General features: G+C 69.2%; 20 protein-coding genes and 1 tRNA gene. 8 read left to right on the forward strand and 13 right to left on the reverse strand.

Going from position 1 to position 23,021, the window contains the following annotated elements; all coding sequences use genetic code 11:
• Window positions 1–3 precede the first annotated feature (3 nt).
• The 3 genes from ABFX45_RS35860 to ABFX45_RS35870 form a co-directional block, all read right to left on the reverse strand.
• Window positions 4–531 (reverse strand): hypothetical protein, encoded by a 528-nt coding sequence (locus ABFX45_RS35860; protein ID WP_109640052.1) that lies wholly within the window; start codon window positions 529–531, stop codon window positions 4–6.
• A 323-nt stretch (window positions 532–854) separates the two neighbouring features.
• A complete protein-coding gene (locus ABFX45_RS35865; protein ID WP_109640053.1) occupies window positions 855–1,883 on the reverse strand; it encodes an LLM class flavin-dependent oxidoreductase in 1,029 nt (342 codons plus the stop codon).
• 7 nt (window positions 1,884–1,890) lie between these two features.
• Window positions 1,891–2,625 carry a hypothetical protein gene (locus tag ABFX45_RS35870; protein WP_233440064.1) on the reverse strand — a complete coding sequence of 245 codons (735 nt, stop codon included), beginning with the start codon at window positions 2,623–2,625 and terminating at the stop codon, window positions 1,891–1,893.
• A gap of 21 nt (window positions 2,626–2,646) precedes the next feature.
• Here ABFX45_RS35870 and ABFX45_RS35875 point away from each other — a divergent pair, with 21 nt between their 5' ends.
• Window positions 2,647–3,744 (forward strand): NAD(P)-binding domain-containing protein, encoded by a 1,098-nt coding sequence (locus ABFX45_RS35875; RefSeq protein ID WP_346134948.1) that lies wholly within the window; start codon window positions 2,647–2,649, stop codon window positions 3,742–3,744.
• On the opposite strand, the gene ABFX45_RS35880 is transcribed toward ABFX45_RS35875, so the two are convergent.
• Both ABFX45_RS35880 and ABFX45_RS35885 read right to left on the reverse strand, forming a co-directional pair.
• On the reverse strand, window positions 3,677–4,318 hold the full coding sequence (locus ABFX45_RS35880) for a DedA family protein (RefSeq protein ID WP_233440065.1): 642 nt from the start codon (window positions 4,316–4,318) through the stop codon (window positions 3,677–3,679). The two genes, ABFX45_RS35875 and ABFX45_RS35880, sit on opposite strands and share 68 nt — an antisense overlap.
• A 96-nt stretch (window positions 4,319–4,414) precedes the next feature.
• A complete protein-coding gene (locus ABFX45_RS35885; protein WP_346134950.1) occupies window positions 4,415–6,952 on the reverse strand; it encodes an NPCBM/NEW2 domain-containing protein in 2,538 nt (845 codons plus the stop codon).
• A gap of 202 nt (window positions 6,953–7,154) precedes the next feature.
• On the opposite strand from ABFX45_RS35885, the gene ABFX45_RS35890 reads away from it, so the two are divergent.
• Entirely contained in the window at window positions 7,155–9,401 is a 2,247-nt protein-coding gene (locus tag ABFX45_RS35890; RefSeq protein ID WP_109640057.1) for an ATP-binding protein, read from the forward strand.
• A 519-nt stretch (window positions 9,402–9,920) separates the two neighbouring features.
• Here ABFX45_RS35890 and ABFX45_RS35895 read toward each other — a convergent pair.
• A tRNA-Leu gene (locus ABFX45_RS35895) sits at window positions 9,921–9,994 on the reverse strand.
• Window positions 9,995–10,103: 109 nt separating this feature from the next.
• On the opposite strand from ABFX45_RS35895, the gene ABFX45_RS35900 reads away from it, so the two are divergent.
• On the forward strand, window positions 10,104–10,325 hold the full coding sequence (locus ABFX45_RS35900) for a DUF3618 domain-containing protein (protein WP_030469566.1): 222 nt from the start codon (window positions 10,104–10,106) through the stop codon (window positions 10,323–10,325).
• On the opposite strand, the gene ABFX45_RS35905 is transcribed toward ABFX45_RS35900, so the two are convergent.
• Window positions 10,322–10,936 (reverse strand): TetR/AcrR family transcriptional regulator, encoded by a 615-nt coding sequence (locus tag ABFX45_RS35905; RefSeq protein WP_233440066.1) that lies wholly within the window; start codon window positions 10,934–10,936, stop codon window positions 10,322–10,324. The two genes, ABFX45_RS35900 and ABFX45_RS35905, sit on opposite strands and share 4 nt — an antisense overlap.
• 238 nt (window positions 10,937–11,174) lie before the next feature.
• Here ABFX45_RS35905 and ABFX45_RS35910 point away from each other — a divergent pair, with 238 nt between their 5' ends.
• From ABFX45_RS35910 to ABFX45_RS35920, 3 genes are all read left to right on the forward strand, one after another.
• The gene (locus tag ABFX45_RS35910) at window positions 11,175–13,463 is read left to right on the forward strand and encodes a glycosyl hydrolase family 95 catalytic domain-containing protein (protein ID WP_346134953.1); all 2,289 of its coding nucleotides are present in this window, start codon (window positions 11,175–11,177) and stop codon (window positions 13,461–13,463) included.
• Window positions 13,464–13,483: 20 nt separating this feature from the next.
• Window positions 13,484–15,124 (forward strand): NPCBM/NEW2 domain-containing protein, encoded by a 1,641-nt coding sequence (locus ABFX45_RS35915; protein ID WP_346134955.1) that lies wholly within the window; start codon window positions 13,484–13,486, stop codon window positions 15,122–15,124.
• Window positions 15,125–15,191: 67 nt separating this feature from the next.
• Window positions 15,192–15,863, forward strand: coding sequence for a hypothetical protein (locus ABFX45_RS35920; RefSeq protein ID WP_346134957.1), 672 nt, complete (start codon window positions 15,192–15,194; stop codon window positions 15,861–15,863).
• Here ABFX45_RS35920 and ABFX45_RS35925 read toward each other — a convergent pair.
• The 3 genes from ABFX45_RS35925 to ABFX45_RS35935 are packed head-to-tail and all read right to left on the reverse strand — an operon-like array spanning window position 15,835 to window position 17,734.
• Window positions 15,835–16,596: a class I SAM-dependent methyltransferase gene (locus tag ABFX45_RS35925; RefSeq protein WP_346134959.1), complete on the reverse strand. Its 762-nt coding sequence runs from the start codon at window positions 16,594–16,596 to the stop codon at window positions 15,835–15,837. The two genes, ABFX45_RS35920 and ABFX45_RS35925, sit on opposite strands and share 29 nt — an antisense overlap.
• Entirely contained in the window at window positions 16,593–17,582 is a 990-nt protein-coding gene (locus tag ABFX45_RS35930; RefSeq protein WP_346134961.1) for a carboxylesterase family protein, read from the reverse strand. The genes ABFX45_RS35925 and ABFX45_RS35930 overlap by 4 nt, the downstream gene beginning before the upstream one ends.
• Window positions 17,555–17,734, reverse strand: coding sequence for a hypothetical protein (locus tag ABFX45_RS35935; protein ID WP_346134962.1), 180 nt, complete (start codon window positions 17,732–17,734; stop codon window positions 17,555–17,557). The genes ABFX45_RS35930 and ABFX45_RS35935 overlap by 28 nt, the downstream gene beginning before the upstream one ends.
• Window positions 17,735–17,844: 110 nt before the next feature.
• Between ABFX45_RS35935 and ABFX45_RS35940 the strand changes: the two genes are divergently transcribed.
• Complete coding sequence (locus ABFX45_RS35940) at window positions 17,845–18,879, forward strand: zinc-dependent alcohol dehydrogenase family protein (RefSeq protein ID WP_346134964.1); 1,035 nt, start codon at window positions 17,845–17,847, stop codon at window positions 18,877–18,879.
• Here ABFX45_RS35940 and ABFX45_RS35945 read toward each other — a convergent pair.
• Window positions 18,863–20,350, reverse strand: coding sequence for a flavin-containing monooxygenase (locus ABFX45_RS35945; RefSeq protein WP_346134966.1), 1,488 nt, complete (start codon window positions 20,348–20,350; stop codon window positions 18,863–18,865). The genes ABFX45_RS35940 and ABFX45_RS35945 overlap by 17 nt on opposite strands.
• Before the next feature lie 116 nt (window positions 20,351–20,466).
• Here ABFX45_RS35945 and ABFX45_RS35950 point away from each other — a divergent pair, with 116 nt between their 5' ends.
• Window positions 20,467–21,051, forward strand: coding sequence for a TetR/AcrR family transcriptional regulator (locus ABFX45_RS35950; RefSeq protein WP_211337605.1), 585 nt, complete (start codon window positions 20,467–20,469; stop codon window positions 21,049–21,051).
• Here the strand turns inward: ABFX45_RS35950 and ABFX45_RS35955 are convergent.
• Window positions 21,017–21,724, reverse strand: a complete 708-nt coding sequence (locus tag ABFX45_RS35955) for a type 1 glutamine amidotransferase (RefSeq protein ID WP_109640110.1) — start codon at window positions 21,722–21,724, stop codon at window positions 21,017–21,019. The two genes, ABFX45_RS35950 and ABFX45_RS35955, sit on opposite strands and share 35 nt — an antisense overlap.
• Window positions 21,717–22,964 carry a MurT ligase domain-containing protein gene (locus ABFX45_RS35960; protein ID WP_346134968.1) on the reverse strand — a complete coding sequence of 416 codons (1,248 nt, stop codon included), beginning with the start codon at window positions 22,962–22,964 and terminating at the stop codon, window positions 21,717–21,719. Before ABFX45_RS35960 ends, ABFX45_RS35955 begins: the two co-directional genes overlap by 8 nt.
• Window positions 22,965–23,021 lie beyond the last annotated feature (57 nt).

A 23,021-nucleotide genomic window follows, 5' to 3' on the forward strand; every position in this document is an offset into this window, starting at 1 on the left:
GCACTAGGCCTGGCCCTCGAAGACGGTCGCCGCGTCCTGGCCCTGTCCACCGGGTTGGATGGTCAGCTGCATCTGCACCGGCAGTTCGGACACCGCGAACGCCAGCTGGATCTGGGTGTCGCGGCCCGGCGGGAGCTCGGCCACCGCCGCGGCCAGGCCGTTGAGGCCCTGCACGGAGTCGACCAGCTCGGAGGCCGGGTTGCCGTCGGCCGTGGCGCGCACGGCCAGCTGGGACGGGCGGTAGGAGGCCTTGGAGCCGTTGTAGACCGTGATCGTGAAGACCGCGGTGCGCTTGGCGGGTGGGATGGCCGTCGCGGACGGCGCCAGCGAGCGGGGTGCGGACACGACGACGGAGAGACCTGAGGCCCACACGCGCTGCGTGCCGAACGCGGCGGCGCCGGATGCGCTGGGCGTCTCGGCTCGCTGTTCCACCGTCAGGCTCTCGTTCGGGGTGACGGCGACACTGGGGCCCGCACATCCCGCCACGGCCAGCAGCAGGCACAGGCCCGCGGCCGATTTGGCGAACTTCACGAACTCCCCTTTCCCACCCCGGCGGTGGGTGTTGACGACTCCCGTCAACTGTGACGGTGTCGCAGGGGTGGCGGGGACCGAAAAGAGGCCTTGAAGCGGACCTGGTGCCAGGCCGTGGCCGTCTCGTGATGGGCGGCGTGGGCGGCGCCACACAGTGCGCCTGCCCCACGCCGTCACTTGGTGAAGCTAGGGAGCGCGTCGGGGGGCGTGCGCGCTCACACCGATCATCGCGCAGGGTGTGTCTGGCGCTACAAGCGGAGCCGTTTATCACCCGTTCAGACCAGCGTCAGTCGTACGAAACGTGAAGCTCACGCCTGGCCGACTCACGTATGTGCCGCTGAACGGTCGAGCGACGGCGTCCGTTCGGCCACCTCGCTGAGCAATTCGAACGAACGGAGACGGTCCTCATGGCCGTGCACGATGGTCGTCACCATGAGCTCGTCGGCGGCCGTCGACTCCATCAACTCGTCGAGTCCGGCGCGGACCGTTTCGGGGGAGCCGATGATCTGGGTGGACATGCGGTCCTCGATCACCAGCTCGTCGATCTCGGTGTAGGGGAAGGCCGCGGCCTCCTCCGGCGTCGACAGCGGTCCTGGACGGCCCTGGCGCAGCCGCACGAACGAGAGCGCCCCCGGACCGGCGATCCAGCGGGCGTGCTCGTCGGTGTCCGCGACGATCACCGAGGCGCACACCATCGCGTACGGCTCCGACAGCACCTCGGACGGACGGAAGTGCTTCCGGTACAGCTCCAGCGCCGGCAACGTGTTCTGCGCGCTGAAGTGGTGGGCGAACGCGAACGGCAGGCCCAGCAGCCCCGCGGCCTGCGCGCTGTAGCCGGACGAGCCGAGCAGCCAGATCGGCGGCTTGTTGCCCGCGGCGGGCACGGCGTTGAGCTCGGCGGTGCCCTCGAAGTACTTGATGAGCTCGGTCAGCTCCTGCGGGAAGTTCTCCGCGGACAGCCCTGCCTCGGTGCGCCGCAGCGCCCGTGCCGTCTTCTGGTCCGTGCCGGGCGCGCGGCCGATGCCGAGGTCGATGCGGCCGGGGTGCAGCGCTTCGAGCATCCCGAACTGCTCCGCGACCACGAGCGGCGCGTGGTTGGGCAGCATCACGCCGCCGGAGCCGACGCGGATCGTCGACGTGGCGTCGGCGATGTGCCCGATCAGCACGGCGGGCGCGGAGGACGCGATGCCGGGCATGTTGTGGTGCTCCGCGAACCAGTAGCGGTGGTAGCCGAGCCGTTCTGCCTGCTGAGCGAGTTCCCTGGAGTTCCGCAGCGCGGTCGTCGCGTCCGATCCCGATGTGATCGGGGCGAGGTCGAGAACGGAAAGAGGGATCTCACTCAGTCGGCTCATATATCGATCAACACCGATACTTGGTGACTTCTTCCGTGACGCGGGTAACTCGTTTCGCGGCCTGTTCGTACGTCGTGCCCTCGGGATGCAGGGTCAGGACGGCGACGATGCTGAACAGGCACGTCCCCGAGGTGTGCATGGCCGGCGACTTCAGGTCCAGGTCCCACTGCACGCGCGGGCGCGGCCTGTCGACGCACGGCTTCACCGGGTCGCCGAAACCGGACCAGCCCTGCTTGAACGCGGGCCTCCAGGTGGCGGAGGGCAGCCCGAACGACTGGTCGAAACCGTCCGAGGCGCACTTCTCCGCCCTCTGCAGGTGTCCCATGATCGTGCGCCGGACCTTCGGCTTCGCGTCCTCGAGCACGTACCTGTAGATCTTCACGACGTCGTAGGCGCTCACGGCCGTGTAGCCCCACATGCCGCGCCTCTCCGGCGGTCGCGTGTCCTTGAGCCCGAGGCGTTCGGCCGTGCGGACGACGACCTGCTCCCAGCCGTTCTCCACCCACAGCTCGCTCGCCGCGTAGTCGTCGCTCGCGCGCAACATCGGCTCGATCCGCGGGTCGTCGCCACGCGTCTCCAGCTGTTCGATGGCGATCAGGATCTTCACCAGCGAGGCGGATCTGATCGGCTTGTGCACGTCCCGGCCGGTCAGCGTGTGCGTGATCCGGTCGTAGACCGCGTAGGACGCTGTTGTCGTGGGAACCGGCGTCGCGAGCAAGGCCATCGTCAGAAGTAGGTGCACGATCGTGGACGCTATCGGCGAATGATCCGTGGGTCACACCCTGAGAAGGACCGGCGCCCGCTTTCGGTTGACCTTGGTGTGACGGATGTGGTGGTGATCGGCGCCGGACAGGCGGGCCTGTCCGCGTCCTACTTCCTGCGTCGGCGCAACGTCGACCACGTCGTGCTGGACGCGAACGACGCTCCCGGCGGCGCGTGGCTGCACCGCTGGCCGAGCCTGCGCATGCGCACCGTGCACGGCATCCACGAGCTGCCCGGCATGCCGTTCGAGCAGCCCTCGCCGGACGAGCGGGCCAACGAGGCGATTCCGTCCTACTTCGCCCGCTACGAACAGCTCTTCGACCTGCCGGTGATCCGCCCGGTGAACGTGACGCAGGTGGTCGACGACGGCGCGCTGCTGAAGGTCGAGACCACCGACGGCGTGTGGACCACGCGCGGCCTGATCAACGCGACCGGCACGTGGCGCCGCCCGTTCTGGCCGTACTACCCGGGCCAGGAGACGTTCCGGGGCCGTCAGCTGCACACCGCCGACTACCAGGGACCCGGGGAGTTCGCGGGCAGGCGGGTCGTGGTGGTGGGCGGTGGTGCCTCCGCCACCCAGCTGCTCATGGACCTCGCCCCGCTGGCCGCCGATACGCGCTGGGTCACGCGGCACGAACCGGTGTGGCGCGAAGGCCCGTTCACCGAGGACTACGGCCGCTGGGTCGTCGGCATGGTCGACGAACGCGTCCGCAAGGGGCTGATCCCGCGCAGCGTCGTGAGCGTGACCGGACTGGCGCTCAACGAGCAGACGCGCGCCGCCATCGCGTCCGGGGTGCTGGACCGCAAGCCCATGTTCGACCGGATCACGCCGACCGGTGTCGCGTGGGGCTCAGAGCACTACGACGCCGACATCATCCTGTGGGCCACCGGATTCCGGCACGATCTCGACCACCTCGCGCCGCTGCACCTCCGTGCGCCTGGTGGTGGCATCCGGGTCGACGGCACCCGTGTGGTGTCAGATCCGCGCATCCACCTCGTGGGCTACGGGCCGTCGGCGAGCACCATCGGGGCTAACCGAGCTGGTCGGAGTGCTGTTCGCGAGCTGATGCGGCATCTCGACGGCGCGAAAGCCGCGTGACCACGAAGATCCCCAGCGCGACGACCGCCAGGCCCAGCACGACCTTCGAGCCGATTCCGACGTACTGCTCGACCAGGTGCCAGTTGTCGCCCAGGAGGTAGCCCGCGAGGATCAGGGCGGTGTTCCACAACAGGCTGCCCGCCGCGGTGTAGGCGAGGAACGGGCCCATCCGCATCCGTTCGATGCCGGCCGGGATCGAGATCAGGCTGCGGAACACCGGGATCATCCGGCCGAAGAACACGGCGCGGTAGCCGTTGCGCAGGAACCACGCCTCGGTCCTGTCCACGTCGGACACCCGCACCAGCGGCATGCGCGTCGCGATGCGCCGGACGCGGTCCCGGCCGAGCATGGCGCCGATCCAGTACAGCACCAGCGCGCCCGCGACGGAGCCGAAGGTGGTCCAGAGGATCGCGTCGAACAACCCCATCTTGCCCTGGGCCGCGGTGAAACCGGCCAGCGGCAGGAAGACCTCGCTGGGCAGTGGCGGGAACAGGTTCTCCAGCGCGATGGCCAAGGCCGCTCCAGGTGCGCCGGCCGTCTGCATCAGGTCGGTGACCCAGTTGACCAAGTTCATGCGATCCAAGTTACGGACGCCCAACTGAGACGACATCGGGGTGATCCGCAGAGTCGGGGTGGGGGTAGCCCCACCCCGACTCCGGGAAAACCCTTGCTACGAGCAGCGAATCCTTGCGTCGGCCCAGGAAGCGTGGTCGTTCTGGGTGCCGTCGCCGCCGTCGAGAACGCGCAGGGTGAGAGTGCTCACGCCAGTCACGTCCACGGACAGGTCTCGTGCCGGGGTGCGCACGCCGAGCACGCCGGTGTCGGCCAGCACCACGCCGTCGCCGAGAACCTGGAACGACACCGTGCCGCCGGCGCGTTGCCTGGCCACGTCCAGACCCGCCTCGTCGTCCACGCCCACCGAAGCGGCGAAGCCGCTGCAGCGCGAGCCCAACGAGTAAGTGATCTCTGACGACGCGTGCGTGCCGAGTCCCTTGCCGAACGTCGTGCGGCGGATGGCGATGCCGCGGCCGTCACCAGCAGCAGTGCCGCCGTTGGTGATGTCCTTCTCGACCGGCCCGTCACCACCGGTGGCGGACGCCCACTGCCGGTCCGAAAGGTACGTCCAGCCGTCCGGAAGCGGCCGGACCAGATGCACCCGAGCGGTCTGCTCGGCCTCCACGCCCCGGTTGAAGGACGCGACCACCGGGATGTCGAAGTAGCCGTAGGACGAGGGCTGCGCGGGCGGCACGACGGTCCACGAGCCGGACAACGCCTGGCCGGGCCGCACGACACGGGCCGAGACCGCAGGCCCCTGCACCGACCACCCGGCGGGCACGCGCGGTGCCAGCACGACGTTTCGCACGTCCTCACGCGACGTGAACAGCCCGGTCACCGTGAAACCACGCGCTGAGGCCGAAACCGAAGCGGAGGGCACCGTGGAAACCGGCCGCTCACACGTGCGCGACCCCGCCCGGCAGGCGATGGCCGCGAAACCGCCGTTGGCAGCCACGTCCAGCGTCAGCACGTCTCCTGACCGCACGGTCCGTGACTCGCGCACCAGACCGGCGGGACCGTCCCGCGTGATCTCCACCAGCCAGCGCCCGGACGGCAGCGTGAAAGGCACCGAAACCGTGCGAGCGGCACCCGAGTAGCCGCCACCGATGAACCACCGATCACCGGACCGCCGCGCGAACACCGAGTGGTCGGCAGGACGGCCGGACAACAACCGGGTCTCGTCCCACGCGGTCGGCACCTGGTCGACGAACCGCTCGGCGACGGGCCGCGCCGCGTAGTCCTCCGGACGCCCGGCCAGGTTCGCGAGACCCGACTCGTAGATCACGGTCAGAGCCAGCTCGTGTGCGTCGGACGTCGTGCGGGACGGACGGTGCCAAGCCAACGGCGTGTAGTCCATGCCACCGACGACACCGCGTGTGAACGGCAAAGCAGTCAGGTGTGTCCCCGTGAGACCCGAGGACTTCTCGCCACCGTGCACAGCTTCCATCGTCATGACGTGCGGCCATGTGCGGTGAATGCCGTGCGGGATCGTCGAGCCGTGGAAGTTGACCAGCAACTTGTGGGCGGCCGTCTCCGCGAGAATCCGGTCGTACCAGCGGTAGCGGTCCTGGCCGTCGGAGTCCATGAAGTCGATCTTCACGCCCGCGATGCCCCACTTCTCGAACAGTGCCAGCCTGGCAGCGCTCTCAGCGGGCGTGTCGAGCTCGTCGTAGTGGATCCACAGATGGATCTTCACGCCACGAGCGCGCGCGTAGGAGACCAGGGACGGGATCCACGAAGTCTGTTCCCACGTCGGGTCGTAGTCCCAGTTCGGGTCGAAGTACCAGCCTGCGTCCACCAGCGCGTACGGCCAGCCGTGCTGAGCCGCGTAGTCCACGTACCGCTTCTGCATCGCGAGGCTCTGCCCGGCTTCCCGGCCGCCGGCGAGCCAGCTCCAGAACACCTTGCCGGGCTTGATCCACGACGTGTCGCGCACCTGGGAACGCGGTGCCAGGTCGTCCACGAACGTCGACGTGGACACGTCAGCCAGCGACCCGATGACCGCGGTGCGCCACGGCGACTGCCACGGTCCGTCGACGAGCACCTGCGCGTCCCAGTACTTGATCGAATAGACGCCGGCACCCGCGGTGTGCGCGAGCCGCGCGCCCGAGTGGCGACCGTCCACGGCGGACTCCGTGAGCAGCGAGTACACCCCGTTCGTCTCGAACAGCGCCGGATGCAGGTACTCCGCGGTCTCCGCGGTGGCCGCACCGGTTTCCACGAACGGGTTCTCGTAGTCACGCCGGTACTTCGCGATCCACGCCGTGGAGGACGACGGCACCACGAACGCCGACGTCTCGCGCAGCACGTTGCCCAGCCCGGCCGGCAGCTCGTACCGGTACGCGACGCCGTCCCGCGCCGTGCGTACGACAAGATCAAGACGGGCCGCGCCGGCGAACGAGTAGCGCTCTTCCTTGTGGGTCACCATGCGCTGCCGTTGCTTGCCCGACGACGCGGTGTAGTGCTCGACCACGCGCCGCTCGGAACGGCCGGTCAACTTCAGTCCACCGGAAAGATCCGCTCTTTCCGTCACCAGGCCCAGTGGGCTCGGCTCCAGCACGGTGGTGCCGCCTCGGGTCACCGACAGCGTCGGCACGCCGTTCGCCAGCTGGACGACCGCCTTCGGCCAAACGTCGGTTTTTGCTGATGCCACTGGGCTTGTGAGGCCTCCTGCCAGTGCAATGACCAGTGCTCCCGCCGCGCGCCGTCGCACGGTAGACAACCGCATGTCCAGTCCTCCCACAACCTCGGTCGCGGCGGCGACAGATCCGATGTATACGCGCTCAAGAGCAATTGGTCCACAACGTTCCGGAAAGGCCTTTCTGCCCTGTAATCGTTTGACTACGATGCGTCCGATGGCCGAACAGGTGGGGATGTGTGCGACCTGCGGCGCCGCGACCGCCACCTCCCGGCGCCGACACGCGCGGTACTGCTCGAACGCCTGCCGTCAGCGGGCCTACCGGCAACGCGCGAACGAGCCGGTCACCGCACTGGACAGCTTCATCGGCCGGGACGACGAGCTCGACCGCCTCACGAGGTTCACCGACGCCCGCGTGCTGACCCTCGTCGGTCCGGCGGGAGTCGGGAAGACCAGGCTGGCCAAGGAGTTCACCGGTGGCCGTGCCGGAGTGGAATGGGTCGAGCTCGCCTCGGTCTCCAGCCAGGTGGCGCTGGCGTGCGCGACTGCTCTGGGCATCGGCGAGGTCACTCGCGAACCCGTGCTGAGCACCCTCGTGCACGCGCTGGCGAGCCGGACGATGGTGCTGGTGCTGGACAACTGCGAGCACGTCGCGGCGGAGTGCGCGGCGCTGCTGGAGCCGCTGCTGCTCGGCTGCCCCGGAATCCGGGTCGTCGCGACGAGCCGCGAACCGCTGCGGGTGCCGGGCGAGGTGCTGTTCCCGGTGCAGCCGTTGCAGATCACCTGCGCGGTGGAGCTGTTCGCCGACCGCGCGCGGGCCAGCCAGCTCGGCCTGCGGCTCGACGACCGGGCCGCGCTGACCACGTTGTGCGCGCGCCTGGACCGCCTGCCGCTCGCCATCGAGCTCGCCGCACGGCTCGTCACGGTGCTGCCGGTGCCGGAACTGCTGGCGCGTCTGGACGACCGGCTGGAGCTGCTCAACCGAGGCAACCGCACGGCCGCCGAACGCCACCAGAGCCTGCGCGCCGCGATCGAGTGGAGCTACGACCACCTCAGCGCCGAGGAGCAGCACGCGTTCCGCTGCCTCTCGCCGTTGCCGGGTGGCTTCGGGCTGGACGTCGCGGTGGCCGCGTGCGACCTGCCCGCGGACCGGGTGCTGGCGCTGCTGTCCGCGCTCGTGGCCAAGTCGCTGCTGACGTTCTCCGGTGCCGGCCGGTTCGAGCAGCTCGAGTCGGTCCGGTTGTACGGCAGGGAAAAGCTCGCGGACCCGGACGAGGTGATGGCGAGGGTCGCGCACTCGTTCGCGGGTCGCTGGCCCAGTTTCACCTCGACGGTCTTCAGCTCACCCGAGGTCGTCGACCCGCTGATCGTCGAGTGCGCCACCCTGGGGTGCGCCGTCGACTGGGCCGGCCGTGCCGGGGATCCGGAACACCTGCAGCTCGCCACGATGCTCGCCACCGCGTGGCGCGACCAGGGCCACGTCTCGCGGGGCCGGGCGTTGCTGGACGCGGCGGTGCGCGACTCGGTGGCAGACCCGGCGGTGCGCTGCCTCGCGTTGTGCCACCTCGCTTATCTCGCGGGCACCGAGCACAACGCCGGCGTGGCCTGGGCCGAGGAGGCGGTGACGCTCGGCCGCGAGCTGGGGGAGCCGGTGCTGCTCGCCCAGGCGCTCAACGCGCTGGCCGGCGAGTACGTTCGCGCCGAACGCAACGGCGAGGCCCGCAAGTACTACGAGGAGGCCATCGCGCTGCTCGCGCCTGCCGCGGACCCGCTGGACCTGGCGATCATCGAGCACAACCTGGCGTGGTCGGCACTCCGCGCGGGCGACGTGGAGTTCGCCGACGCGCTGATCGCCGACGTCCTGCCCGTGTACCGGCGGCTGGCCTCACCGCGCCGGCTGTCGGTCTTCCTGCACACCGTCGGCGTGCGCGCGTTGCAACGCGGCCGGGTCGACGAGGCCGCGGAGTCGTTCCTGGAGTCGCTGCGGTCGTGCCGGTCGGGGTTCTGGGTCGCGGACGTGCTGGAGGGCCTGGCCCTGATCGCGCATCGGCGTGGCGACCCGCGACGGGCCCTGCGGCTGGTCGGCGCGGCCTCGTGCCTGCGGGAGGGCGCGTTCGCGGACGACCTGGTGTGGCAGTCGGAGGTCATCGAAGTCGTGCGGGCGTCACGGGTCGCGTTGCGCGGCGTGGACACCTGCCTGGCCGAGGGCAGGGAGATGACCCGCGAGCAGGCCGTGGCCTACGCGCTGGCGGACCGGGCCGAGCCCCAGGAGCTCAGCGAACGCGAGCGGCAGGTCGTGGCGCTGGTGGCGGCGGGGCGCACCAACGCGGGCATCGGGGCGGAGTTGCGGATCTCGCAACGGATGGTCGAGACGCACCTGCAGCGGGTCCGGCAGAAGCTGGACCTCACGACACGCGCCCAGATCGCCGAGTGGGCCGAGAGCCGGGGCGCGGCGAACCGCTGACCACGCAGACCTGCGTTGCGGCGAGTCGCTGAACGCGCGGACCAGCTCTCCGGTGGATCGCCGACGGGGCGGAGTGGCCTGCGGTGAACCGCTGAACGCGCGGACCGGCGCTGCGGCGATCACTGAACGCGGACCGGCTCGGGGTCCGGGGTGGGGCGGGGAGTCACTGAACGCGCGGACCAGCGCTGCGGCGAATCACTGAACGCGCGGACCTGTTCGGGGTCCGGGGCGGGGCGGGAGTCAGGGGTGCGACAAATCGCTGGACGCGCGGCCAGCTCTTCGGCGGCTCGCTGAACGGGCGGACCAGCTCTCTGGCGGATCGCCGACGGGGCGGAGTGGCCTGCGGTGAACCGCTGAACGCGCGGACCGGTGCTGCGGCGAATCACTGAACGCGCGGACCGGCTCCGGGGGTCCGGGGGCGGAGCCCGCCGGCTGGGGGTGTGGGGGCTCGGCCCCCACAAGACACGACGAGATGACCAGGCGAGCGCCCTCCGCGAGCAGGGCTTACCCATCATCGAGTGAGGTCGGGGGGACTCGAACCCCCACTGGCTGGGACCTAAACCCAGTGCCTCTGCCAATTGGGCTACGACCCCTCACGTGGAAGCCTATAGCGCTTCCATGTACTCGCTCTCTCGGGTCGCTCAATCCTCCAGCACCGGCCGTCCACTACGGTTGGCGCCAGAACCGCTGCTAGGAGGACATGTGGCTCGCGATCCCGACACCATCCAGCGCGAGATCGAACAGGCTCGCACCGCGCTGGCCGCCACCCTGGACGAGCTCAGCGAGCGGGCGAACCCGCAGAAGCTCGTCGAGCAGGGCAAGTCGTCCGTGCTCGACGTGCTGAGCCAGCCCAAGGTCAAGTACACGCTGATCGCGGTCGGCGCCGTGGTCGGCTTCGCGCTGGTCCGCAAGCTGTTCCGCTAGGGCACCCGCACCAACGGTAAGAGGACCTGCTCGACGACCTTCTCCACGAACGGCTCGTCGAGCGGGTCGCCGGTGAGCATCAGCCGGTAGATCAGCGCGGCGCCCGCGATCTCGACCGCCATGCCGCGCGGGGCGTCCGCCTTGAGCTCGCCCCGTTCGGCGGCGCGGTCGAGGATTCCGCGCAGCACGTCGCGTTGCGAGATCAGGAACGTCTCCCGGAACGCCGACGCCAGCTCTGGCTCGTGCGGCAGTTCGCCGACGAGTGCCTGGGCTGCCTTGCCGATCGGTCCGGAGAGGAACGCGGCGAACGACGAGAGGAACTCGCGCAGGTCGCCGGCGAGTGAGCCGGTGTCCGGTGCCGCGAGGTTCTGCGTGGCGAGCTGGGTGCACGTGTCGATCACGAGATCGAGCTTCGACTCCCACCGCCGGTAGATCGTGGCCTTGCCCGCGCGGGCGCGTGCTGCCACGGCGTCCATGGTGAGGGCCCGGTACCCGACCTCGGCCATCACCTCGAGCGCTGCCTGACGTAATGCGTCGTCCCTGCTGGCGTCGCGAGGGCGGCCCCGCTGGGGGACCCTGCCCTCGTTGAACGCCGCTGTCGACACGGCCATGCCACCTCCTCGTACAAGGGCACGGCTCGTGCGTTTTCTCCCCGCCCCTTTGGCGGGACATCCTAGGCGTCTTACCCATGTTGCAGGGTGAGCAGCACCCGGTTGTTGCATCGTGTTGTGGTTAGTTGGCTCTTGCGCGATGTGCCCCAGAACTCCTACCTTTCCGTGTTGTCTGGACCAAGCTGCCCCGCCGCGCAGCGAGACGTCGATGTCGTCATGCGCGGGCGAGGAGCGGGAAATGGTCTTTGGCAGGCGGGGTTTCATCGGTGGTACCACGGCGGCGGCACTGCTCGTCCACACGGGTGTGGCAACCGGGAAAGAGACCGTGTCCTCGGATGTCTTCGAGTGCGACGGCATGTCAGAACGCGACTGGCGCGAGTTCATCGGCCGGCAGGATCTCGTTTGGCAGCGGCCTCCGACCCAGTACGGGCAGGCGCCGTTCCTCGGGGACGGGCGGCTGGGCAGCGTCGTGTACGCCGAGGGCAACACCGTGCGGTTCACCGTGCAGCACGCCGACGTGCAGGACCACCGCACCACCGGCGGCAGCCAGTTCGGGGTGTGCAGACTTCCTGTCGGAAACCTGAAGATGACCGCGGCTGGCACCGTCACGGCCGTCGACTGGCGCCTCGACCTCTGGAACGCGGAGCTGCGCGGAACCGTGACCACGTCGCTCGGCGTGATCTCCTTCGCCGCCTACATCCACACCGAACGCTCGGTGCTGTCGCTGACCGTCTCCGCGACCGGTACCGAGAAGCCGGTCCTGGAGTTCGTGCCGTCCAAGGCGATTCCGCCGCGCGCGGACTTCAACCCGCTGCCGGACGGCTACGTGCTCAACCCCGATCCCGTGACGAAAGCCGACGGCCGCGAGACGCTGGTGACGCAGGCGCTGAACGCGGGTGGTCAGACAGCGACCGCTTTCCGGGTCACGACAACGGGTGCGACACAACGGTTGCTGCTCTCGGTCGCGCACACCTACCCGGAGGCGACAGCCGACAAGATCGTGCTGAAGGCCGTGCGCGAGGCAGTGGTGCTCGGTGGGCGGCTGGTCAGGTCGCACCGCAGGTGGTGGAACGCCTTCTACCGGAAGAGCTTCCTGTCGTTCGGAGAGCAGCGGCTGCAGGCGTTCTACTGGATCCAGCTCTACAAGATCGCGTCCGGTTCACGCGCCGGCAGCCCCGTGATGGCGACGACCGGCCCGTGGCTCGAGAAGACGCCGTGGGCCGCCGCCTGGTGGAACCTCAACGTGCAGCTGGAGTACTGGCTGATCCACGGCTCCGGCCACCTGGAGCTGGACTCGATCACCAGCACGTTGAAGGACCACCAGGACCAGCTCGTCCGCAACGTCAAGGAGAAGTACCGGCACGACTCGGCCGGTGTCGGCCGCAGCACCGACCGGACGACGTCCAACGCGGGCACCCTGTACGAGCCGGGCACCGGCGGCACCGGGGTGAAGGAGCTCGGCAACCTGACGTGGGCGCTGCACAACGTCTGGCTGTCGTACCGGCACAGCATGGACACGCGGATCCTCGCCGACGTCGTCTTCCCGCTGCTGCGCCGGTCGATCAACTACTACCTGCACTTCCTCAAGAAGGGCAACGACGGCAAGCTCCATCTCGACGTCACCACCTCACCCGAGTACGGCGACGCCCCCGACTGCAACTACGACCTGCAGCTGATCCGGTGGGGCTGCCAGACGCTGGTCGACTCCGCGAAGCTGCTGAAGATCAACGACCCGCTGGAGCCGAGGTGGCACGAGGTCCTCCGCGACCTCACCCCGTACCCGGTCGACGCCAACGGTTTCATGATCGGTGCGGGGGTGCCGTTCGTGAACTCGCACCGGCACTTCTCGCACCTGCTCGCGACGTTCCCGCTGATGACGGTGAACTGGGAGCAACCGGAGAACCGCGAGCTCATCGAGAAGTCGTTGCGCCACTGGATGTCGCTGGAGCCCGCGCACCGCGGCTACAGCTACTCCGGCTCCGGCTCGATCGCCGCGCGCATGTTCCGCGGCGACGAGGCCTACGCGTACTTCGTGAAGATGTTCGACACGACCAAGCGCTACCCGGTCCTCGAGAACACCATGTACACCGAGGCGGGCCCGGTCGTGGAGACGCCGCTGTCCGGCGCGCAGACGATCCACGACTTCGTCTGCCAGAGCTGGGGCGGCATCGTGCGGGTCTTCCCCGCCGTGCCGTCCGCGTGGCCGGACGTCGTCATCGCCGACCACTCCTGCGAGGGTGGTTTCTCCGTCACCGCGAAGCGTTCCGGTGGCAGGACCCAGTTCGTGCTCGTCCGCAGCCGCGCGGGTGAGCCGTTGGTGCTGCGGCACGGCATCGCCGGGCCGGTGTCCGTGGTGACGCCGTCCGGCCGCCCTGTCCGGTACCACGACCGCGGCGACGGGACGCTGGAGATCCCGTTGCGCCGCGGGCAGGAAGTCCTGGTGCATCCCAGGGGCCGCCGCCCCGGCCTGACCGTGCAGCCGGTCGCCATCACGACCCCCGGCAAGCCCTGGGGTCTTCCCGCGTGATGTTCGGAAAGGAAAGCCCCATGCGCACACTCGCCCTGGCCGCACTGACCACGATGGTCGGTGCGGTCCTGGTCGCCCCTGCGGCCCAGGCGTTACCGGACGGTCTGGCGCTGACCCCGCCAATGGGCTTCAACAACTGGAACGCCACCCACTGTCGTGCCGACTTCAACGAGGCGATGGTCAAGGGCATCGCCGACATCTTCGTCTCCCGCGGTCTCAAGGACGCGGGTTACGAGTACGTCAACATCGACGACTGCTGGGCGGAGAAGTCCCGCGACGCCCAAGGCAAGCTCATCCCCAACAAGACGCGCTTCCCCAACGGCATCAAGGCCGTCGCGGACTACGTGCACTCCAAGGGTCTGAAGTTCGGCATCTACACGAGTGCCGGCACCAAGACCTGCAACAAGGACAACGGCTTCCCCGGCGGCCTGGGCCACGAGGAGCAGGACGCCAAGCTGTTCGCGTCGTGGGGCGTCGACTACCTGAAGTACGACAACTGCAACAACCAGGGCGTGGACGCGAAGCAGCGCTACCGCAAGATGCGTGACGCGTTGAAGAAGACCGGCCGGCCCATCGTCTTCTCGTTGTGCGAGTGGGGTCAGAACAAGCCGTGGGAGTGGGCGTCCGACACCGGCCACCTCTGGCGCACTACCGGCGACATCAACGACACCTGGCCGCGCACGATGGACATCTACGAGAAGAACGTCGTGCTTGATTCCTACGCCGGTCCTGGCCACTGGAACGACCCCGACATGCTGGAAGTCGGCAACGGCAAGATGAACGCCACGCAGTACCGCAGCCACTTCTCACTGTGGGCGATCATGGCCGCGCCGCTGCTCATCGGTTCGGATCTGCGCAAGGTCAACGCCGACACGTACACGATCCTGGGAAACAAGGACGTCATCGCGATCGACCAGGACAAGCTCGGCGTGCAGGGCAAGCGCATCCGCACGACCGGCAAGACCGGCGTCGACGTGATCGTGAAGCCGCTGGCGAACGGCGACAAGGCGGTGGCGCTGTTCAACAAGTCCGGCTCCACGCAGACGATCTCGACCTCGCTGTCCGAGATCGGCATGTCCGGTCCCGCTGTGCTGAAGGATCTCTGGACCAAGTCCACGCGCACCACGACCGGCGCGATCTCGGCCTCGGTCCCGTCGCACGCCACCGTGATCTACCGGGTGTCCAAGGGGGACGGCGGCCCGCGCCCGACCCCGCCGGCCGGTACCTCCGACCTCTCGGCGTTCGAGGCGACCTCGGCCACGAACGGCTGGGGCCCGGTGGAGATCGACAGGTCCGTCGGCGGCAACAAGGCCGGTGACGGCAAGACCCTGACGATCAACGGTGTGACGCACCAGAAGGGCTTCGGTGCGCACGCGGCCTCGACGATCGAGTTCTACCTCGGTCGCAAGTGCTCGTCGGTCACTGTGGACGTCGGTGTCGACGACGAGGTGGCCGCAGGCAGGGGCTCCGTGGTCTTCGAGATGTACGCGGATTCAACAAAGGTTGCGGATTCCGGTCGGATGACCGGAACCGATCCGGCGAAGAAGCTCACCGCGTCACTTTCCGAATCCGAGAATTTGCGCTTGGTCATCACAGACGCCGGTGACGGCATAAATTCCGACCACGGTGACTGGGCGTCTCCGCGCATCACCTGTTCGTAGCGTGTTTTTTGAAGCGGTCTGTGGGTAGCGATGTAACGCGGCTCACAGGCCGCTCTATATTCAAACTATGAATGCAACTCGGCTTCTCCCTGCCCTCGCCGCAGCCGCCGCGCTGGTGCTGGCCCCCGGACTGGGGCTCGCCGATCCCGGCAACGGCAAGGGGAACGGGGTGACGAACAACCCCCATGTCCCACCAGGACAGTCCACCCAGGACACTTCGGCGCCACAACCACCGTCCAATGCGGACTTCACCGGCAACGGTGCGAACACCCACGGTCCGTACGACTCGACCAGAGACGGCTCGCCGTCGCTGAACGGCAACGGTGGCGGTGAGGCGGTCGGCAAGCCGTGCGCGGGCTGCGTCGGCAAGGCGGACAACAAGAACCCGCCCGGCCAGCTGCCGGGTGGCTCGGACGCCAACAAGGGCTACGAGTGCGACGCCAACCACGGCATCGGCCGCACGAACCCGGCGCACACGGGCTGCAAGCCCGCCGAGACCCCGCCGACGACGCCTCCGGTGACCCCGCCGCCGCCTCCGACCAAGCACGAGGTCCCGCCGCCGCCACCGCCTGGTGGAGGCGCGCCGCAGGCGCCGGCACCTCAGGTCGCGACTGCCGCTGAGGCCGACGAGCTCGCGTTCACCGGCTTCGACGTCCTGCCGCTGGGCCTCGGTGGCCTCGCGCTCGTGGGCGCTGGCGGTGCGGCCGTGGTCATGGCCCGCCGGACGAAGCGCTCCTGACTCGCGCCACGGCGAGCTGGGTCAGGTACCGCTTGGTGACCCGGCCGCCGTAGCGGGTGTCGATCAGCTGCGCGATGTCCGCGATCAGCTGGTCGCGGGCAGGTAGCGCGATGTGGTTCGAATACGTGAGGAGCAGGTCGACGGACGCCTCGGTGTCGTAGGCCTGCTCCCACTCGTATCTGTCGAACTCGGGCTCCTCGAAGAGATCGCTGTCGTCGAACTCGCGGGGGATGTCCTCGGCCGGCGACAGCCGCAGGTTCGGCGGGGTGGCGGGATCCCAGCGCTCGTAGCACTCCTGAACGTCCACGAAGAACTGCCCGGTCCCGCCCGCGACGTGGTGCGTGGAGATCACGGCCAGCGCACCGCCCGGTTTCAGGGCGGCCGCGCACCGGGCCAACCTGGTCGACGGATCGAGCCAGTGGAACGCCGTCGCGGACACCACGAGGTCGAACGGCTCCGCCGGCAGCGGCCACTCGTCGAAGTTCGCGACCACCAGCCGTGCTTCCGGCGCGTGCTCGCGGGCGACCGCCGCCAGTTCCGGGCTCAGCTCGACCGCTGTCACGTCGCCGATCCGCGTCAACGGCAGCGTGGCCTGCCCGGAGCCCGGTCCTATCTCCAGGATGCGTGGACCTCTGAGCCGCGCGAACAGCTGCGGGGGATAGGTGGGGCGGGCCCGGTGGTAGCGGGCCGCGTCCTCTCCGAACGTGGTGCGCAAGCGCTCGCGGTCGGTCACTCGCCCAATTCAAGCGAGCGCGACGGCAGGGCGGCCATCCCGTTTCGGGCGAAGCCGGTCCACAAGCTCCGCACGGTCTTGGCCAGCACGGGATCCGGCTCCTGCCCGGCCAGCATGCCCGCATGCGACCACCCGGCCGGGTCGAACAGGAACGGCAGCTCCATGCAGTGGCACGCGCCCAGGGGAGCGTTCGCTGGCCGCCACCTGAAGTCGAAGGTCGCGGCCTGACCACCTGCCGTGGTCCAGTCCGCGGCGAGCTGACGGGCCGGACCGGCGAAGACGAGCTCGGTCGCGATCTCCCAGGCTTCCGGCTGGTCCGGCACGTACGGGCTGGCGTCGTCAGCGGTGTGCCCGACGAGCAGCTCGATCCGGGAAGCCGCCGGAGCGAGGTCGATCTCGCCCAGCACCGGGCCGAACGGCATGCCGCCGGACGGGCTGAAGCGCGCGCTCGCCATCGACAGGGCGTCCTTCTGGACGGCCAGCACGTCGTCCACCGACGTGGAGGCGTCGACGGAGACGAACTCGCGCAGGGCGGCCGTCATCTCCGCGCGCTCGGGGCCGCGGGCACCCAGCGGGGCGCTCTGCAGGATCGCGCGGTGGAACAGGGGTTCGTCGGAGACGAGCATCAGCGCGTACACGGAGTCCGCGCCCGCCGACTGCCCGAACGCGGTCACGTTCGAGGGATCGCCGCCGAACGCGGCGATGTTGTCCCGCACCCACCGCAGTGCGACGAGCTGGTCGAGCAGGCCCAGGTTGTCCCGCAGGTAACCGAAGATGCCGAGCCGGTAGCTGACGCTGACCACGACGACGCCTTCCAGAGCCAGCAGCGAGGCGTCGTACTTCGTGGACTCGCCGCTGCCCGTCACGTAGGCACCGCCGTGGAACCAGACCATCACCGGCAGGCCGGAGGCGCCGGCAGGGGCGGTCACGCTCAACACCTGGCAGTTCTCGTCGAACGTCAGCCCTTCGACGGAGCTGCCCACCACCGACGCCAGCGCCGACGGCGGCTGCGGGCAGGCGGGCCGCGTTCCTCGGTGATCACGCCGTCCCACGGGAGCGGCTCGGGCTCGGCGAACCGGGAAGCCGTCGCATAACGGACAGCGCGCGCTCGCACGAGACCTTCGGTGTTGATCAGCACGTCGTCGATCGTAAGCGCGCGTAACCAATTCCACAGCGTCTCGATTCGGCGCGGAAGCCGCGGCGGGAGCACGATGGGGCGGTTGGGCAACGAGGCAGAGGAGGCGCCCGGTGCGGGCTACGACGATCTACGGCACCCGTGACATCCGCGTTGAGGAGGTGCCGGACGCGGCCGTTCGGGAAGCCACCGACGTCGTCGTCCGGGTCGAGCTGGCCTGCATCTGCGGCAGTGACCTGTGGGCGTACCGCGGTGTCGCCAAGCGCGCGGAGGGACAGCGGATCGGGCACGAGTTCCTCGGCATCGTCGAGGAGGTCGGCAAGGACGTGAAGAGCGTCCAGGTCGGCGACCGCGTCATCGCGCCGTTCGTGTGGAGCGACGGCACCTGCGCGTACTGCCAGGCCGGGCTGCAGACCTCGTGCAGGTCAGGTGGCTTCTGGGGCAGCAAGGGCAGTGACGGCGGCCAGGGCGAGGCCGTGCGTGTGCCCCTCGCCGACGGCACCCTCGTCCGCGTGCCCGCCGACGCGTCACCGGAGCTGCTGCCCGCGTTCCTGAGCCTGTCCGACGTCATGGGCACCGGCCACCACGCGGCCATCGGCGCGGGTGTCGGGCCCGGCAGCACGGTCGCGGTCGTCGGTGACGGCGCGGTCGGCCTGTGCGGCGTGCTCGCCGCCAGGCGCCTCGGTGCCGAGCGGATCATCGCGATGGGCCGGCACGAGGACCGAGCGAAGATCGCCAAGCTCTTCGGTGCCACGGACCAGGTCACCGAGCGCGGTGAGGCCGCGGTCGAGCGCATCAAGGAGATGACCGGCGGCCTCGGTGCGTCGTGCGTCCTCGAATGCGTCGGCACCGAGCAGTCGTGGGAGACCGCGATGGGCATCGTGCGCGACGGCGGCACGATCGGGTACGTCGGCGTGCCGCACGGGATGCCAGGGCTGCCGCTCGGCAAGCTGTTCGGGCGCAACATCAACATCGGTGGCGGTGTCGCGCCGGTGCGGGCGTACCTGCCGGAGCTGCTGGCCGACGTGCTCGCCGGGCGGATCGACCCCGGTCCCGTGTTCGACCGGACGGTCTCGCTCGACGACGTCGCGCTGGGCTACCAGGCGATGGACGAGCGGACCGCCCTGAAGGTCATCGTGCGGCCGTAGATTTCTTGGCAGCGGTGAGCACGTAGTCCTCGGCGCGCACGCGCTTGGTCCGCATCCAGTACCGCCAGGTGAAGCCCGGCCACACGGTGCGGTTCACGCCCTGCGCGTCGAGGTACCAGCTCTTGCACCCGCCCTGGGTCCACACGCCCTTGGCGAGCTTGCCCTGGATCTCGCGGTTGAACTCCTGCTGGGCCTCCGGTCGCACGTCCAGCTCCGCTGCGCGGTGTTTGCCGAGGAGCTGGAGGCACTGCGAGATGTACCGGATCTGCGACTCGATCATGAACACGACCGAGTTGTGGCCGAGCCCGGTGTTGGGGCCCAGCAGGAAGAACAGGTTGGGGAAACCCGAGACCGTGATGCCGTAGTAGGTCTCGATCCCGTGCTCGCGCCACTGCTTCGCGAGGTCGACGCCGCCCTTGCCCTGGATGTCGAGGTAGTCGAACGAGTCGGTGACGTGGAAACCGGTGCCGTAGATTATGACGTCGACCTCGTGCTCGACTCCCGCACTGTCCACGATGGACGACTCGCGCACCTCGGAGATCTTGTCCGTCACCAGGTCGACGGTCGGGTACCCCAGCGCGGGGTAGTAGTCGTTGGAGATCAGCACGCGCTTGCAGCCCATGGTGTAGTCGGGCTCCAGCTTCTTGCGCAGCAACGGGTCCGGCACCTGCTTCTTCATGTGCCGCAACGCGATGCCCTGGGCGAGCCGCATGATCCGGGGGTTGATCGCGAACCCGAGGGCGCTGGACTCGCGGATCCAGTAGACGAGATCGCGGTAGAGCCGCTGAGTGAAGGGCAAGGCGCGGAACAGCTTCTGCTCCCAGCCGTTGATCTCGCGGTCCGCCTTGGGCATGATCCACGGCGGCGTGCGCTGGAAGATCTTCAGTGAGCCGGCCTGCTTGGCGATCTTCGGCACGAACTGGATCGCGGACGCGCCGGTGCCGACGACGGCGACGCGCTTGCCGGACAGGTCGTAGTCGTGGTCCCACTGCGCCGAGTGGAACGTCTTGCCGCCGAAGTTCTCGATGCCCGGCAGCTCCGGGATGTTCGGGATGTGCAACGCGCCGACGCCGGCCACCAGGGCGGACGCCGTGTACGTGTCGCCCTGCTCGGTCGTCACGTGCCAGCGCTTGGACTCCTCGTCCCACTGTGCGCCGGAGACCTTGGTGTTGAAGCGGAGGTGCGGCCGCAGCCGGTACTTGTCGGCGACGTGCCGCAGGTAGTCCCAGATCTCGCCCTGCTCGGCGAACATCCGCGACCACTTCGGGTTCAGCTCGAACGAGAACGAGTACATGTGCGACGGCACGTCACACGCGCAGCCGGGGTAGGAGTTGTCCCGCCAGGTGCCACCGAGGTCGCTCGCCTTCTCGAGCACCACGAAGTCGTGCTCACCGCGGCGCTTCAGTTCGACGGCCATGCCGAGGCCGGAGAAGCCGGTGCCGATGACGAGCACTTTCGTCTCTCGATGCATGGGGAACGTCCCTCCGCTCGCTGAGCCTACTTCTCAGTAGGTTACTCGAAGTAAGTTACGAGCGGTAGACTTCGTTCGTGACTGCTCCGCGGCGCCGCATGCCCAAGGCCCAGCGCATGGCGCAGATGCTCACCGTCGCCGAGGAGATCTTCGCCGAGCAGGGGTATCTGGCCACGTCGATGGACGAGATCGCCGAACGCGTCGGCGTCTCGAAGCCGATGCTCTACGAGTACTTCGGCTCGAAGGAGGGCCTGCTCATCGGCTGCATCCACCGTGCGCGCACGGAACTGCGCGAGAAGACGGCGGCGGCGATCGCGGGCGCGCGGAGCCCCGAGGAGTTCCTGCGGCTCGGACTGCTCGCGTTCTTCGAGTTCATCGACGAGCACCGCAGGTCGTGGGCGCTGCTGCGGCAGGAGGCGGCGGTGGCCGTGCCGTCAGCGCAGGAAGAGGTGGAAGGCATCCGTCAGCAGCAGACGGACATGATCGGGGCCGTGCTGGCGTCGTTCACGCCGGACATCGACCCGCTGGAGGCCGAGGCGTTCGCCGAGATCGTCGTCGGCGCGACCGAACGCCTCGCGGTGTGGACCGAGCGCAGGCCCGCGGTGGGACCTGCGCTCGCGACCGAGTACGTGATGGCCGTGATCTGGCCAGGTGTCGCGGAGAAGCTTATGAAGCTGCCCGCACCCGCTCCGCCCGCATAGCGGTCACGGCCGGGAGGTCCAGCGGCGCGACCTTCGTGCCGGTCGCCCACTCGATCAGCAGGTCGGCGAGCTGCGGGTTGCGCGGCAGCACCGGGCCGTGCAGGTAGGTGCAGACGATCCGGCCCTGCACGGCACCCTCGACGCTGCCGTCGTTGCCGGTGCCCACTTTGACGTGCGCGAGCGGCCGGGCGGACGGGCCCAGCACGGTGCGGCCCTGGTGGTTCTCGAACCCGGTCAGCACGCCTTCGAAGAGGCCGTTCGCGGGCTCGGCGATGACCTCGCCGATCGCGCGGCTGCCACCCGCGTGCGAGGTCGAGTCGATCAGGCCCATGCCGGGGTGGGTGACGTTGTCGGCACGGGTGAAGCTCTCGCCGAAGATCTGGATGCCGGCGCACACGCCCAGCACCACGGCGTTCTTCGTGACGGCGCGCTGCAGGCCGGGGTGCTCACGCAGGTGCTTCACGGCCAGCGTCTGCGCCGTGTCCTCACCGCCGCCGACGACGTAGATGTCGCACGAGTCCGGCACCGGCTGGCCGTAGTTGATCGGCACGATCTCGGCCTTGATACCGCGCCACGTCATGCGCTTCTCGAGGACCACGGCGTTGCCGAAGTCGCCGTACGTGCCGAGGAGATCCGGCAGCACGAGCGCGATCTGGATTGTCGACTCACTCATCAGCGGCAGCCCTGGCATTCAAGTCGCGGAACGCGGTGTAGTTGGCGATGACCTCGACCGCGCCCGGCGGCATCTGGTCGATGGCCTTCAGCGGGTCGGGCACGATCGTGTGCTCGACCTCGGCGTAGGTCAGGCGGACGGCGAGGTCGGTCGCGCGCTCGCCGGACGCGATGACCGTGCGGCCCTGCATCCGCTCGAACGGCACGTCCCACAGCCAGCTCAGGTCGCGGCCGTCGGCCTCCTGGGCGTTGATCACCAGGACGGCCGGGTGGTTGGCCTCCTTGACGACCGTGAGGGTCTCGCTCCAGCCGGCGGGGTTCTTCGACAGCAGAAGGCGCGCGCTGCGGCCGTTGCGCTGGATCGTGCGGTAGCGGCCGCTCACGTTGGAGACGCCGCGCAGCCGGCGCACCGCCTCTTCCGTGGGCACGCCCAGCGCGTACGCGGCCGCCGACGCCATGACGGCGTTGGCCTGGTTGAACTTGCCCGGCAGCGTCAGGCGGAGCTCCACCTTGTGGTGCTCGGGGGTGATCATCGCCTCGTCGGTGGTGATCCAGTTCGGGTGCGGGCGGGCCAGGTCGCAGCCCGTGCAGTGCCAGTGCTCGCCCTGCCACTGGATCGGGTTGCCGCACCGCGGGCAGCTCGCGGAGTCGTGGCGCCAGCCGGTGCCGGTGGCGACCCAGACGACCTTCTGCGCGTTCCAGGCGGCGCTCGTCACCATCACGTCGTCGCAGTTGGCGACGACCGTGCAGTCTTTCAGCGCGGTGACGGTGTCGCGCAGCGAGCGCTCGATGGTGCGCACCTCGCCGACGCGGTCCAGCTGGTCGCGGGACAGGTTGAGGATCACCGCGACGGCCGGGTTGCTCGCACCGGCGACGGCGGGGAAGTAACCCTCGTCGCACTCCAGCACGGCGTACGGGGCGTCCGGCTGCTTCGACAGCGCCGTGACGTGGCCGTCGGGCATGTTGGCGCCGCTGTGGTTCGTGGCGACCTCACCGAGCGCGGAGACGGCCCTCGCCAGCATCATCGTGCTGGTGGTCTTGCCGTTCGTGCCTGTCACCACGGCGACCCTGCGGCCCTGCGTCAAGCGGTTCAGCGCCTGCGGGTCGAGCTTCAGCGCCACCCGGCCGCCGATCATGCCGCCTGCGCCGAGACCCATCTTCTGGGACAGCGTGGAGCTCAGGTTGCCCAGTTTCACTGCGGCCGCGGTGCGCAGAGGGAGGCGGGCGGGGGAATCGTTCACCCACGCGATGCTACCGGCGGTGGTGGTTGAACCTTTTCGGGCGGTCGTTGCGTTGGT

It is taken from the genome of Lentzea roselyniae (assembly GCF_039537795.1).
In the GTDB taxonomy this organism is placed as follows: Bacteria; Actinomycetota; Actinomycetes; order Mycobacteriales; family Pseudonocardiaceae; genus Lentzea; species Lentzea atacamensis.

Bases quoted from the DNA above. Each gene is read 5' to 3' on its own strand.
- ABFX45_RS35875 (WP_346134948.1), top strand. From the start codon at position 2,647: ATGATCCGTGGGTCACACCCTGAGAAGGACCGGCGCCCGCTTTCGGTT.
- ABFX45_RS35950 (WP_211337605.1), top strand. From the start codon at position 20,467: ATGGCGCAGATGCTCACCGTCGCCGAGGAGATCTTCGCCGAGCAGGGG.
- ABFX45_RS35905 (WP_233440066.1), bottom strand. From the start codon at position 10,936: ATGGCCGTGTCGACAGCGGCGTTCAACGAGGGCAGGGTCCCCCAGCGG.
- ABFX45_RS35880 (WP_233440065.1), bottom strand. From the start codon at position 4,318: ATGAACTTGGTCAACTGGGTCACCGACCTGATGCAGACGGCCGGCGCA.
- ABFX45_RS35890 (WP_109640057.1), top strand. From the start codon at position 7,155: ATGGCCGAACAGGTGGGGATGTGTGCGACCTGCGGCGCCGCGACCGCC.
- ABFX45_RS35920 (WP_346134957.1), top strand. From the start codon at position 15,192: ATGAATGCAACTCGGCTTCTCCCTGCCCTCGCCGCAGCCGCCGCGCTG.
- ABFX45_RS35955 (WP_109640110.1), bottom strand. From the start codon at position 21,724: ATGAGTGAGTCGACAATCCAGATCGCGCTCGTGCTGCCGGATCTCCTC.
- ABFX45_RS35910 (WP_346134953.1), top strand. From the start codon at position 11,175: ATGGTCTTTGGCAGGCGGGGTTTCATCGGTGGTACCACGGCGGCGGCA.
- ABFX45_RS35945 (WP_346134966.1), bottom strand. From the start codon at position 20,350: ATGCATCGAGAGACGAAAGTGCTCGTCATCGGCACCGGCTTCTCCGGC.
- ABFX45_RS35865 (WP_109640053.1), bottom strand. From the start codon at position 1,883: ATGAGCCGACTGAGTGAGATCCCTCTTTCCGTTCTCGACCTCGCCCCG.
- ABFX45_RS35915 (WP_346134955.1), top strand. From the start codon at position 13,484: ATGCGCACACTCGCCCTGGCCGCACTGACCACGATGGTCGGTGCGGTC.